Source organism: Macrococcus bovicus, from assembly GCF_004359575.1.
Classification (GTDB): Bacteria; Bacillota; Bacilli; order Staphylococcales; family Staphylococcaceae; genus Macrococcus; species Macrococcus bovicus.
Genome location: NZ_SCWF01000013.1, coordinates 24,376 through 37,612 on the forward strand (window position 1 = coordinate 24,376; position 13,237 = coordinate 37,612).

Consider the following 13,237-nt stretch of genomic DNA (forward strand, 5'->3'; position numbering starts at 1 on the left):
TCAAGATGCTGACGAATATTAATAGGTCAAGTTTATTGACTTATTTAAATGCCAGAATTATACTTGAGATATTGAAGAAGGGAAAGGGTGGAGAATATGAAAAGAAGAGTAGGACAATACTTGATAGACCAGATCAGTGTATATGGCGTGGATAAGATTTTTGGTGTGCCTGGCGATTTTAACTTGGCTTTCCTGGATGATATTGTGAGCCATGATAAAGTGGAATGGGTCGGTAACACGAATGAACTGAACGGTAGTTATGCCGCTGATGGTTATGCGCGAATCAAAGGATTAGGGGCTTTGGTTACCACGTTTGGTGTCGGCGAACTGAGTGCTGTCAATGGTATCGCAGGCTCATATGCTGAACGTGTGCCGGTTGTAGCGATTACAGGTGCACCGACGACAGTTGTGGAACAGGCAGAGAAGTATATTCACCATTCGTTAGGTGAAGGTCGCTTCAATGACTATCGCAAAATGTTCGAACCTATCACTTGCGGCCAGGTTTATTTGACGAAAGAGAACGCGGCAGTCGAGATTCCCCGCATCATCGCTAAAGCAGTTCGTTTCAAGCGTCCGGTCCATATCCATATGCCGATTGATGTGGCAATGGCGGAAATTGAAGTAGAGGAAGCGGAAGTCAAACCCCTGATTGTACAGGATGTATCAGGTTATATTGAAAAAGTAGCTGCACGTCTGAAACAGTCAGAGCGCCCGGTCCTATTAGTGGGTCACGAAATCAATTCGTTCCATCTACACAAAGAACTAGAAGCATTCGTCAACAAAACGCATATTCCGGTTGCTCAGTTATCGCTGGGTAAAGGTGCGTTCAATGAAGAAAATCCGCATTATATCGGTATCTATGACGGTAAATTTGCGACTAAAACAGTGAACGAATATGTTGAGGGCAGTGACTGCATCATCAATTTAGGTGCAAAACTGACCGATTCAGCGACTGGTGGTTTCACTTATACGTTCGATTTAAAAGATGTCATCTTCATGAACGACAACGAGTTCAGAATGAACAACACGTATGATTCAGATGTTTCATTACGTGAATTATTAAATGGACTGTCAGCTATTGACTATGACAACAAATCAGACTTCCCTGAATTCAGTCGTGAAGGTACCGCTGACTATCAACTGAATGATAAGCCGCTTACCCAGGAAAATTATTTCAAACTGATGGCTGCATTTCTTGAGAAAGATGATATTCTGCTGGCAGAACAAGGGACCTCATTCTTTGGTGCCTATGACCTGCCGCTATACGCCGGCAACACATTCATCGGTCAGCCGCTTTGGGGTTCAATCGGTTATACATTACCGTCATTGCTCGGTACACAGATGGCTGATGTCAACCGTCGCAACGTCTTATTGATTGGTGATGGTTCATTCCAGCTGACAGTGCAGGAAATGTCAACCATGATTCGCCATCAGCTGAAACCGGTTATCTTGCTGATCAATAATGATGGTTATACAGTTGAACGTTTAATTCACGGTGAAAAAGAAGTCTATAATGATATTCAGATGTGGGATTATACAGCGCTGCCAGCTGTCTTTGGCGGAAAAGACCATGTCATGACGCAGAAAGCTGCAACGGCGAATGAGCTGAAGAAAGCTATGGACGTCATCAATGACCATCAAGATAAGATGCACTTTGTTGAAGTGGTGATGGATGTCATGGATGCGCCAGTGAAATTAGAACAGATCAGTCAGGCATTTGCCAGCCAGAATAAATAGTAGCGAAGGGCCTTCCGGCGGGGAGGTCTTTTTGTGTTACATAATTTGGATTTTAAGCGGTTCATAAGAGATTTTTCTCTGCCATCATGGTAGTATTGAAAGAAAAAATCTCGAGGAGAGACGATGATGAAGAAAGAACTCAGAGAATGGCTGATTGCAATCATCACTGCGGTGATCATCTATTTTATAGTGAATACTTTTTTATTCACTCAGTACGTAGTGAGCGGGGAGTCGATGTCACCGACGTTCCATAATGGTGACCGTCTGATTGTCAGCAAGATTGCGAACTCAATGGATAAGATTCAGCGCGGTGATGTCGTGATTTTCCATGCGGATGAAGAGAAAGATTATATTAAGCGTTTAATCGGTGTGCCAGGTGATGCGGTGGAATATCGTAATGACCAGCTGCTGATTAACGGTAAAGAAGTGGCAGAACCGTATCTGGATGAAAATAAGAAACATAAACGGAATGAATTTTTAACGGAGAATATTTCAGTCAAAGAATTGGTGCATGCCAACGGTGAATCGAAAATACCGGCGGGCTATTATATGGTTCTCGGAGATAACAGGGATAACAGTAGCGATAGTCGGTATGAGCTGGGGCTGGTCAAGAAAAGTCAGGTTGTCGGAGAAGCGGTGGTCAGAATCTTTCCGTTTGACCGGATGCATTACGATTTCTATCCTGATTCATTTAATGTAGTGAACAAATAAAGAGAGGCGTATGCCTCTCTTTTTTATACAAGTTTAATCAGAATGACACCGGCTATCATCAGGACAAGTCCGCATACCTGAATGCCTGTCGTCGGTGATATACGGGCGTCGAACCAACCGAACTGGTCAATCGCAATACTGCAGACCAGCTGACCGAAGAGAACGATGACCACGACCAGACCGGTCCCTAAAATCGGCACAAGGGCAGCCATCGTCAGAACGAAGAATGAACCGATAATACCGCCGAGCCAGATCCATTTAGGCTTGTTCTTGCCGAATGCCAGTTTGACCTGACTTAATTGACGCAGGATGAGTGTGATGATGAACAGCAGGATGACCCCGACCAGAAATGAGATGAAGGCGGCATGAATAGGTGACTCAAGGACGGCACCCAGCCGGCCGTTGATAGCGGACTGTGTCGCCATCATGGCGCCCGCAAGAATCCCGAACAGCTGGAAGGGCAATCGCCCGCTTGCCGTTACTTCAGGCACTTGTCCTTTGCGCTTACGGAGGTAACCGGGCAGTGCGATGACGGCAAACATACCTAGAATCAGCAGTAGGACACCGAGTGCTCTGATCAGTGAAAACGGAATGACAGGCGAGCCGAACAGGCCGAAGTGATCAATTATCATACTGGCCAGTATCTGACCGAGAATAGGCAGGATGACCGTCTGAACACCCCCTAGTTTTGGGAAGAGGAGGATATTACCTGTCAGACCGATAACGCCGAGTAATCCGCCGGCCCATAGCCACCAGGGTGAGGCCGTGAATACCTCAGCAGGTATGAGCAAGGTGTGTTTGGTAAGTAGTGTCACAATCGACAGGAAAATCGTGCCTACTAAGAATGAGATGAAAGAAGCGACGAAGGGTGACAGCACGTAAGAGCGCAGCCTTGAATTGATCGCCGTCTGAATCGGAATACCTAAACCGATAACAAATGCAATGATTAAATAAAGCAATGACAACACTCCTTCTCACAGTAATTCTATTATAGAACGATTGAAGAGTGCATGGGTATTATTTGTTCTGATTAAAATAAGCATTATTTCATATAGTCAGTTATCTATATTTGAGTTATATTAGATATAGATAAATATCTATATGAAAGAAGTGGAAGTATGAATTACGAAGAAATGGCACAGATTTTTAAAGTGCTGTCTGATAAGAACAGGATTGAGATTGTTGATCTATTATCCTGTGGTGCGTTATGTGCCTGTGATATTCTGACGCATTTTAATGTGTCGCAGCCGACTTTGAGTCATCATATGAAGCAGCTGGTGTCAGTCGGTATCGTTCAGTCATGGAAAGACGGTAAGAAGACGATGTACCAGTTGAATGCTGAAAAGGTAGGGGACTGGCGTGCGGTTCATGATCAGTTATTCACGGCACAGGAACGTTGTATCTGCCATTCTGCCGACTGTTGTGGTGACGCATCATGACAATCATTGCTATCTTGATTTTTCTCTTGACCCTTACGCTGGTCATCTGGCAGCCGAAAGGTTTGTCCATCGGTTATTCCGCTGTAGGTGGGGCTATTCTTGCCTTGTTATTCGGTGTTGTAGATTTCAATGATGTGCTGGATGTGACCGGCATTGTCTGGAATGCAACGTTTACGTTTATCGCGGTGATCCTGATTTCTCTCATACTGGATGAGATTGGTTTCTTTGAATGGGCCGCACTTCATATGACGCGTCTTGCTAAAGGAAGTTCGCTCCGGATGTTCATCTATATCGCGATACTTGGCGCACTGGTCGCTGCTTTTTTTGCGAATGACGGGGCGGCGCTGATTCTGACGCCGATTGTACTCGCTATGGTACGCCACCTGAAATTCAGTGAGAAAGTGGTCTTTCCGTTCATTATCGCATCCGGTTTTATTGCCGATACAACCAGTCTGCCGCTCGTTGTCAGCAATCTTGTGAATATTGTGTCAGCCGACTATTTCAGCATCGGTTTTGCGCATTATGCCAAAATCATGCTGCTGCCGAATTTGTTCAGTTTAGTCGCTAGTATCACTGTGCTGTGGCTTTATTTCAGAAGACATATCCCGGAACGTTATGATGACTCCATGCTACGTGAACCGAAGTCAGCGATTAAAGATTTCCGTCTGTTCAAGATAGCATGGGTGGTGCTTATACTCCTGTTGATAGGTTACCTTGTCAGTGATGTCATCCATGTACCTGTATCGCTTATCGCTGGTTTCATCGCCCTTATCTTTATTTTGCTGGCACGTAAGAGTCCTGCCGTTCATACGGGCAAAGTAATCAAAGGTGCACCGTGGGCCATCGTCTTCTTCTCTATCGGCATGTATGTCGTTGTGTACGGTCTGCGCAATGTCGGTCTGACAAATGTCCTGGCAGATGTTATCAATCAATTCAGCACGACAGGCTTATTCGGTTCCATTATCGGTATGGGCTTTATGGCAGCCTTTCTGTCTTCTGTCATGAACAATATGCCGACTGTGCTGATTGATTTAATTGCCATTGATCAGTCACAGGCGCAAGGTGCCCTGCAGCAGTCACTGGTCTTTGCCAATGTCATTGGCAGTGACTTGGGTCCGAAGATTACGCCGATCGGCTCGCTTGCTACATTACTCTGGTTACATGTGCTCAGCCAGAAAGGGGTTAAGATTTCATGGGGGACTTATTTCAAGACAGGTATTATGATTACAATTCCTGTGCTTTTCATCACTTTAGTCGGCCTCTATCTTTCGATTTTATTATTTAATTAAGGAGTGTGTAAGATGAAAACTATTTATTTTCTCTGTACGGGCAACTCATGTCGCAGTCAGATTGCAGAAGGTTTTGCCAAGAAGTATCTGCCGGACTGGAAGGTCTATTCAGCAGGCATTGAGACACATGGTGTCAATCCGAAGGCAGTGGAGGCGATGAAGGAAGTGGGCATTGATATCAGTGATCAGACATCTGATAAAATTGATCCTGCTATCTTGAATAATGCTGATTTAGTGGTGACCTTATGTGATCATGCCAAGGATGTCTGCCCGGTTACCCCGCCACATGTGCGTACAGAACATTGGGGCTTTGAAGATCCGGCGGGTCAGGACTGGCCAGTCTTTCAACGTGTCCGTGACGCAATCGGCGCACGGATTAAACAGTTCAGTGAAACGGGACAATAAATAAACCTGTCATTTAATGACAGGTTTATTTTTATGGCCGCGGGTATAAGAAACAGTATTTCGAAAGAAGGAGTAGTCTTAAGTTGAACAAACAGAATGAAATAGTGTTTACGGGGATTGTCTTTATCGCCATGGCTTATGGTATTTCCCGTTTCAGTTATGGTTTGCTCTTGCCTTATTTCGGTGAGGATCTCGGGCTTTCCAATCAAGTTTCAGGAATCATCTCATCCATCTCTTACTTAACTTATTGTCTCGGTCTGGTTTCTATGTTCACGATTTTTAAGAACTATCAACCACGGGCTATCTTGCTCATCTCAGGCTCATTGTCTTTATATGGATTATATAATCTGATGGTAGCTGAAGAATATCCGCTGTTCGGCGCTGGCGTCATCATACTGGGTTATGCTGCAGGGCTCGCCACAGCCCCTTTCGGCCAGATCATCAAGGAGAAAGTGAGCTACGGCTATCAGGATAGAAGTAATTCATGGATCAATACCGGCATCGGTGTCGGCCTGATTCTAGTCGGTGTGATCGTCTGGCTTGTGGGTGATGCATGGCGCATCAGTTATGCAATTTTCCTCTTGATCAGTTTGATCATCATGTATTTCAGTTATAAGAAGCTGCCGAAAGTAGAGATGAGTCATCTGAACTATCAGACAGACCTCAGAAACATTTTTGTAGGGCGCAAGATGATTATCTCGACTGTTCTGCTGGGTATCGGTACGTCCGCTTACTGGACTTATTTTCAGTCATATGTCTTCCAGACACCGCACGATGACGTGAAAAATCTGTTCTGGATTATGCTGGGCGTCGGGGGTGTACTGGGCGGCTTTGCAGGCCATATGAATGAAAGACTGGGGACCGTAAAGATTCACATGCTGACCTGTGTGCTGCTCGCCATTGCGAACGTCACACTTGTTGTGACAGAAAATTTCTTCCTGATGGTGTTCTCTACCGCTTTATTTGGACTTGTCTATGTCTTTGCGATGGGGGTGTATGCCTTCTGGTGTGCGCGGTGCTATACAGAATACCCCGCGATGGGGATCATTGTCACCTTTGTCAGTCTCGCAGCAGGACAGTTCATGGGTACTTTCCTGGCAGGTTTCCTGCTTGAACGTTTTGGCTATCAAGGTCTGTTTTATATCTACGGCGCATTCAGTTTCCTGAATCTCTTCTTCAGACCACTGGCTGAGGAACTGGCAGATATATAAAAGGCTATCTCTTATCGAGATAGCCTTTTAGATAGGTTTTGAGGATGCAGATACACAAAAAAAGACACCTCAGTTGAGGTGTCTCTTGTACGTTAAATTATAATTTAACGATGTTAGCAGCTTGAGGTCCGCGTTGACCTTCTTCGATATCGAATTCAACTGCTTGGCCTTCTTCTAAAGTTTTGTAACCTTCACCTTGGATAGCGCTGAAGTGAGCGAATACATCGTCTCCACCTTCAACTGAGATGAAACCAAAACCTTTTTCTGCGTTAAACCATTTAACTGTACCTTGTGTCATGTGTAATGACCTCCAATAAATTATTACTAAATCAGAATCTTCCTTAAAAAGAAAATTCACACGTTACAAAGGAATCAACAAACCACGATTACTTTTGTACCATGTGAATGCCTTACTTTTTAACGTTCGATTTAATTTATTTAATTATATGACAGATATTCATTTTTGTCCATAGAAAGTTCTTATATTCTTTTTTATAAAGCCCGGTACTTTTTCAGAGTGATGATATTTAACACGATAAATAGGCAGGCAAAACCTAGCAGAATAGTCAGGTCTGAAGCAATGTGACTGAGCGATAATCCTTGGTACATGACAGCCTTCAAGGCATCTCCTGCATAGTAGAGAGGTGTTAAATAAGCAAGCCACTGAATCCATCTGACGAGCGTATCTAAAGGGAAGATACCAGAGAGAAATATCTGCGGAACGATGACAATAGGAATGAATTGCATCATCTGAAACTCTGATTTAGCGAAAGTAGAGAGCAGCAGGCCAAGTGACAACGCGACAAGTGCAACAGTCACATTGATGATGATCACCTTGATGATGGAGTCAGATGGACCAAGCTTCAGCACATAGACGGCATAGAGGACGATGAGGATCGTCTGAATGATGGCCAGAAGACCGAAGCCGCATACATAGCCCAATACGATTTCATAGCGCCTGATCGGTGTCGTCAGCATACGTTCAAGCGTCCCGCTCATTCTTTCTTTCAGAAACCCCATACCTGCGAGAAGAAAGACAAACAGAAAGACAAAGAAACCGATCAGAAGCGGTGCAAATGTATCGAAAGGAGTGGTGTCTGCGTCGCCATAAAGATAGGTGGTCTCTATCTCAGTCTTTTTCGGTTCATCCAGTTTAATATTCTTCGTCGGACTGAATGGAATCTTGTTTAATGATTCGGTTAAATCCTTGAATTTTGCTTTGATATCTTCTATTACAGTGATTTGTGCTTTCTTCTGATAAGTCTGGTTGACGACAAGTTCCAGTTTTCTCGAAACTGCGACGTTTTGATTAAGCAGTGTCAAAGTCACTTTATCATTCACCTTTTCAGCGATGCCGTCCAGTTCTTCATGCCTGAGTTGTGATAGGTCCATCTCATGAAGTTCTATTACATCGATATCCTGTGCTTCAATCGTATCGATAACAGAAGGTTCTAAATTTACAGCCCCTAATCTTGCCGCAGGTTCATCGCTCTGAAAGACAAGATAGAAAAGGGTCAGTATGAATATCGGAGCGATGATAAGAAGGGCAAGTGTGCGTCTGTCGCGTAGTTGTTCGAGTAGTAAGCGCTTTGTCAGTCCGAATATTCTCATGCTTGTCCTCCTTGTCCGGCACGAATAAACACCTCATCGAATGTCTCTGCATGATATCTTGCAAGAAGCGCCTGAGGGGTCCCTGAAGCGATGATAGTACCGTCTTTAACCAGTGAGATAAAATCACAGCGCGCTGCTTCATCCATGACATGGGTGGTCATCAGAATCGTCTGGCCGTCTGCTTTCATTTTCTGCATTTCAGTCCAGATCGATGCGCGCAGCTCAGGGTCAATGCCGACTGTCGGCTCATCCAGTATCAAGATATCAGGATGATGCAGCAGGGCTGTCGCAAGGGACAGTCTTCTTTTCATGCCGCCTGAATAGTTTTTTACCTTCTTTTTCAAATCCGCTGTCAGGTTGACTAAATCTGCTGCGTAGTCAATCCTGCTTTCTGCCGTCCCTTTTTTCAGATTGAAGAGCTGAGTGAAGAACTTCAGATTTTCGTAACCGGACAGCTCCATATAGAGCGCATCTGTTTGTGCCATATATCCGATATGAGGCAGCAGGCTTAAATCAGGCACACGTCTATCCTTGATGTAGATGGAGCCGCTGGAAGGTGATTCAAGTCCGGCGATCAGGCGCATCAGCGTCGTTTTCCCTGAGCCGGAAGGGCCGATGAAGCCGTGAATGGTGCCCGCCTCTATGATCAGATCAATATTGTGCAGCACGGGGTGGTCATAGGACTTTGAGATATCGTTAATAATGATGATTTCGGCCATGAAAGCTGCCTCCTATATAATAGCTTGACATGTGGAAAAAAGGGTATTGAATGAATATCTTTATTATAAACTACTTGGCAGTGTTTAAGGAGTGGTGAGTGTTTGATACCTCTCCTTGTACATTACCCTCCAGGAGATACTCAGTCAGCGGATTATATCGCTGAAATTTGGATTCTTATCGAATAAAAAGGGTATAATATAATAAATGTGAATATTGAATAAGGAGTGAAAGATTTGGCTACCCAGACTTTAGATGTAAGAGGTATGACTTGTCAGCACTGCGTTAACGCTGTTGAAACGAGCGTCGGTGCAGTAGAGGGTGTTCAGCAGGTCAATGTTGACCTGGACAATGGTAAGGTCGCAGTGGATTACGATGACAGCAAAGCGACAGTAGAGAATATTCGCGATGCCATCGAAGACCAAGGTTATGAGGTCATCCCGCAAGAATCTTAAGATGGACAATTTGTCCATCTTTTTTAATTATTAGATTTCTATTTATTTCGGAATCCGATATAATGATGTAAAGGAGTCGAATGAAAAATGAAAAATGTTGAAGAGAAGATTAAAAAATATGCAGAAACTATTGCGAAAGTAGGACTGAATGTTCAACCTGAAGAAACTGTGGTAGTGGTATCCGATATCGCGGCACTTGATTTAGTGCGTGCTGTCACTGCCATGTGTTATGAGTTAGGTGCTAAACGTGTGATCACTGATTTATCTGATATCCAGCTGACTTTGGCACATGCGAAACATCAGACAGTGCAGACATTAGAAGAAATTCTGCCGCAGATTGAAGCGAAGAATGCTTACTACCTGGCGGAGAAAGCGTCAATGCTCTATATCCATGCGACCTCACCTGAAGCATTGAAAGATGCGGCAACAGAGAAGGTCATGGCAGCAAACCGTGCAGCACGTGCAGCTTCAGCTGAACTAGGTGCATCACGTATGCGTTATGACCAGAACTGGTGTATTGTCGGATACCCTTCTCCGGAATGGGCGGCACTTCTCTTCCCGGACTTACCGGTAGAGGAGGCGGAAGAGAAACTGCTGGACTATATTCTGCAGGCTGTACGAGTCGATCAGCAGGATCCCGTTGCCGCATGGGATGCACATAGCAGATTTCTGAAATCGCGTGCACAATGGCTATCAGATTATAACTTTGACCGCTTGAAATATACAGCGCCAGGGACTGATCTTGAAATAGGCCTGATTGATGGATCCCGGTTCACAGGCGGGGGCCACAAAAATACTAAAGGACTGGATATAAGGGTGAACATGCCGACGGAGGAAGTCTTTACGTCTCCGGATTATCGCCGTGTCAATGGTGTGGTTTCCAACACGCTGCCTCTCAGCTATAACGGACAGATTGTCGACGATTTCAAACTGACTTTCAAGGACGGTGTCGTGACTGATTTTGAAGCACGGCAAGGTTATGAAGTGCTGAAAGAACTGCTTGAGTCAGATGAAGGGGCTCGCAGACTGGGAGAAGCTGCCCTTGTCCCTGTAGATTCTCCGATTTCGAATTCAGGAATCCTGTATTACAATACTCTTTTTGATGAAAATGCCTCTTGCCATATCGCGATTGGTAAAGCTTATCCAGGTCCGGTGCCTGGCGCAACTGAGATGACTGAAGAGGAGCAGGATGCAGTCGGACTGAACGATTCTGTCATACATGTTGATTTCATGATCGGCTCTAAAGATCTTGATATTGACGGGATTACACGTGACGGAGAAGTTATTCCTGTTTTTAGAGAGGGAAACTGGGTAGAATAGAAAAGTGAGTACAAAAGGAGGCAGTCAAATGAATAAATGGGTTAAACTTGGTCTGGGTGCAGGTGCGACGTACCTTACTTATAGAGCAGGACGTAAAGTATTATCTAAATATGACGATGTGAATACATTAATGAATGATATTGTCGGACATGAAAACTATGATGACTTAAGAAATCTGGTCTTTCAAGTCCTGGATATGATGACAGGGACACAGAAACTGGCGCCTCATGAGTCAGTGCCGGCTGATGCGCCGAAAGTAGAAACGACTGATGAATCAATAGCAGGCGCGATTAAGTCGATTGTCGATATGCCATTTGTTGCTGAGATGATTCCGGACCAGAAAAATGTGCAGATGATCAAAGAAGTCATCGACGAAGCAGCAGAAGTAGAGAAGCTGATTCGCGGCTGGTTCAAATAATGAAAAACCATTCAATCCCTGATTGAATGGTTTTCGCTATTTATGGGAATATTTTTCGATTGAACTGAAATTGGTGACGCCGAAGGGGAAGACATTATCAGCAATATTGTTTTTAAGTTCCTGCAACGAAACGACAGCAAAGTTAGTCAGCTGTATCGGATAATTGAAGGTGCGGCTGTTTGTCACATAAGTATCACTGTTCTTGATATACCATTCCTGGTTGATCTTGACGTAATCCATGTCAATATCTATATAGGTGATAAAGCCGTCTTTATACGTACAAGGTGTTGAGATATTACAGAACATGCTGAGCGGCTCCATCTTGTCATTGATGGCTATAGAGACCGTATAGCCGTGATATTTAGAGAAGAAGTGGAGCGAGGCTTCCTGGTAGACGATTTCTTTCTTTTTTATATGATGCTTCAGTATATTGTTTTGAGGACATTTAACAAACCAGTAATGGCTTGTTTCTTCCAGAAGTTCTCCTGAATATTCAACATAAGGTACATCAGGATATTTATAAGAGCGGATGGTAATTGTATTCGGCATATAGGCTATCCTCCCTTTGTGATATCTATTTATTATAAACGTGAACGGCGTCAAATGTATACGTTTTCACAAAATCTTAATAAACTCTTTAATTTACAATCTTGTAATATTTCTTGCGCGCCTTTTCATAGTACGATAAAAGAAAATGACTTTAAGGAGCCATATGAATCGCACACTGGAAATTTTCATCGTCGCACTAAAACTAGGTATCACTTCATTTGGGGGACCTACTGCCCATCTAGGTTATTTCAGAGCAGAATATGTAGAGAAAAGGGAATGGTTATCTGACAAAGTCTATCAGGATTTAGTGGCGCTCTGTCAGTTTCTGCCGGGGCCGGCCAGCAGTCAGGTGGGCATGGCTATCGGCATGATGAGAGGCGGCCTGCTCGGCGGAATCGCCGCTTTTCTCGGCTTTACGCTGCCTTCTGTACTGCTTCTGATTCTGGCAGTCAGACTGATGCCGCCTTCCATCGACTGGGTACAGGGACTGAAGCTGGTGGCTGTTGCCGTTGTCCTGCATGCCCTGATTGGGATGGCGAAAGGCAGTCTGCAGTCATGGCAGACGGTCGGAATAGCGCTGCTGGCACTGTTAGCCTGTCTCTACCTGTCCACTGCTGTGACACAGATAGCGGTCATCATTATTTCAGCCCTTATCGGTATAGCGCTCTTTAAAGTGGGTTCTGAACAGGGCGGCACTGTAGCATTACCGCTGTCGAGACGTACAGGTATCATCAGTTTAGCCTGGCTGATGATTCTACTGGTCGGTTTACCTGTCTGTGCGAATCTTCTTCAGAATGACTGGCTGACTGTCTTTGATAAATTCTACCGGTCAGGTTTATTAGTCTTTGGAGGTGGCCACGTCGTACTGCCGCTTTTGGAACGGGAATTTGTCCCGGTCTTTTTAGAGGCTGATGAATTCATTGCGGGCTATGGTCTTGCACAAGCTGTACCGGGGCCGTTATTTACCTTTGCTTCATATATTGGCGCGGTGATCGGCGGACTATGGGGCGGGTTATTGGCCATGGTAGCGATTTTCCTGCCGGCCTTTCTGCTTGTAGCGTGGTGTCTGCCATTCTGGCAGCAGATGCGTGAGAAGACAATGATGCGAAAAGCTTTAATCGGCATCAATGCAGGGGTCATCGGCATTCTTGCTGCCGCCTGGATTGAGCCGATCATCAGTCATACATTATTTGATATTAAAGATTATCTTTTATTTGTGCTGTTATTCTGCTGCCTGCATTATTTCAAATTCGCCCCGTGGCTGATTGTTCTGCTGGGTCTTGTCATTGGACTTGTCTTCTACAGATAAGTCACTTATATGCATATTAAGTGTTTTTCCTTATGGAAAAGCGCTTTTTGCTTTATAATTGAGAAA

Annotated in this window: 15 protein-coding genes; 10 read left to right on the top strand and 5 right to left on the bottom strand. The window is 44.5% G+C overall.

Annotation, left to right across the window (positions count from 1 at the left end; genetic code table 11):
* The first annotated feature begins 96 nt into the window (after positions 1-96).
* Together ERX55_RS09865 and lepB are read left to right on the top strand one after the other, a co-directional pair.
* Entirely contained in the window at positions 97-1,737 is a 1,641-nt protein-coding gene (locus ERX55_RS09865; RefSeq protein ID WP_133452411.1) for an alpha-keto acid decarboxylase family protein, read from the top strand.
* 126 nt (positions 1,738-1,863) lie between these two features.
* Positions 1,864-2,448: a signal peptidase I gene (gene lepB, locus ERX55_RS09870; RefSeq protein WP_133452412.1), complete on the top strand. Its 585-nt coding sequence runs from the start codon at positions 1,864-1,866 to the stop codon at positions 2,446-2,448.
* A 23-nt stretch (positions 2,449-2,471) separates the two neighbouring features.
* Here the strand turns inward: lepB and ERX55_RS09875 are convergent, their stop codons facing one another.
* A complete protein-coding gene (locus ERX55_RS09875; RefSeq protein WP_133452413.1) occupies positions 2,472-3,407 on the bottom strand; it encodes a DMT family transporter in 936 nt (311 codons plus the stop codon).
* Between the two features lie 159 nt (positions 3,408-3,566).
* On the opposite strand from ERX55_RS09875, the gene ERX55_RS09880 reads away from it, so the two are divergent.
* From ERX55_RS09880 to ERX55_RS09895, 4 genes are all read left to right on the top strand, one after another.
* On the top strand, positions 3,567-3,887 hold the full coding sequence (locus ERX55_RS09880) for an ArsR/SmtB family transcription factor (RefSeq protein WP_133452414.1): 321 nt from the start codon (positions 3,567-3,569) through the stop codon (positions 3,885-3,887).
* A complete protein-coding gene (locus tag ERX55_RS09885) occupies positions 3,884-5,176 on the top strand; it encodes an arsenic transporter (RefSeq protein ID WP_133452415.1) in 1,293 nt (430 codons plus the stop codon). Before ERX55_RS09880 ends, ERX55_RS09885 begins: the two co-directional genes overlap by 4 nt.
* Before the next feature lie 12 nt (positions 5,177-5,188).
* The gene (gene arsC, locus ERX55_RS09890; protein ID WP_424960689.1) at positions 5,189-5,581 is read left to right on the top strand and encodes an arsenate reductase (thioredoxin); all 393 of its coding nucleotides are present in this window, start codon (positions 5,189-5,191) and stop codon (positions 5,579-5,581) included.
* An 83-nt stretch (positions 5,582-5,664) separates the two neighbouring features.
* Complete coding sequence (locus ERX55_RS09895; protein WP_133452417.1) at positions 5,665-6,792, top strand: MFS transporter; 1,128 nt, start codon at positions 5,665-5,667, stop codon at positions 6,790-6,792.
* A gap of 97 nt (positions 6,793-6,889) precedes the next feature.
* Here ERX55_RS09895 and ERX55_RS09900 read toward each other — a convergent pair whose 3' ends face one another.
* From ERX55_RS09900 to ERX55_RS09910, 3 genes are all read right to left on the bottom strand, one after another.
* Positions 6,890-7,090 carry a cold-shock protein gene (locus ERX55_RS09900; RefSeq protein ID WP_133418548.1) on the bottom strand — a complete coding sequence of 67 codons (201 nt, stop codon included), beginning with the start codon at positions 7,088-7,090 and terminating at the stop codon, positions 6,890-6,892.
* A 194-nt stretch (positions 7,091-7,284) separates the two neighbouring features.
* Positions 7,285-8,403, bottom strand: coding sequence for an ABC transporter permease (locus ERX55_RS09905; protein WP_133452418.1), 1,119 nt, complete (start codon positions 8,401-8,403; stop codon positions 7,285-7,287).
* Positions 8,400-9,122, bottom strand: coding sequence for an ABC transporter ATP-binding protein (locus tag ERX55_RS09910; RefSeq protein WP_133452419.1), 723 nt, complete (start codon positions 9,120-9,122; stop codon positions 8,400-8,402). The genes ERX55_RS09905 and ERX55_RS09910 overlap by 4 nt, the downstream gene beginning before the upstream one ends.
* Positions 9,123-9,356: 234 nt before the next feature.
* On the opposite strand from ERX55_RS09910, the gene copZ reads away from it, so the two are divergent.
* From copZ to ERX55_RS09925, 3 genes are all read left to right on the top strand, one after another.
* Entirely contained in the window at positions 9,357-9,575 is a 219-nt protein-coding gene (gene copZ / locus ERX55_RS09915) for a copper chaperone CopZ (protein WP_133452420.1), read from the top strand.
* Positions 9,576-9,662: 87 nt separating this feature from the next.
* Positions 9,663-10,895, top strand: coding sequence for an aminopeptidase (locus tag ERX55_RS09920; protein ID WP_133452421.1), 1,233 nt, complete (start codon positions 9,663-9,665; stop codon positions 10,893-10,895).
* 28 nt (positions 10,896-10,923) lie between these two features.
* Positions 10,924-11,313 (top strand): hypothetical protein, encoded by a 390-nt coding sequence (locus ERX55_RS09925; protein WP_133452422.1) that lies wholly within the window; start codon positions 10,924-10,926, stop codon positions 11,311-11,313.
* Positions 11,314-11,349: 36 nt separating this feature from the next.
* Here the strand turns inward: ERX55_RS09925 and ERX55_RS09930 are convergent, their stop codons facing one another.
* Positions 11,350-11,862, bottom strand: coding sequence for a DUF402 domain-containing protein (locus ERX55_RS09930; RefSeq protein WP_133452423.1), 513 nt, complete (start codon positions 11,860-11,862; stop codon positions 11,350-11,352).
* 163 nt (positions 11,863-12,025) lie between these two features.
* Between ERX55_RS09930 and chrA the strand changes: the two genes are divergently transcribed.
* Entirely contained in the window at positions 12,026-13,171 is a 1,146-nt protein-coding gene (gene chrA, locus ERX55_RS09935; RefSeq protein WP_133452424.1) for a chromate efflux transporter, read from the top strand.
* Positions 13,172-13,237: the final 66 nt, after the last annotated feature.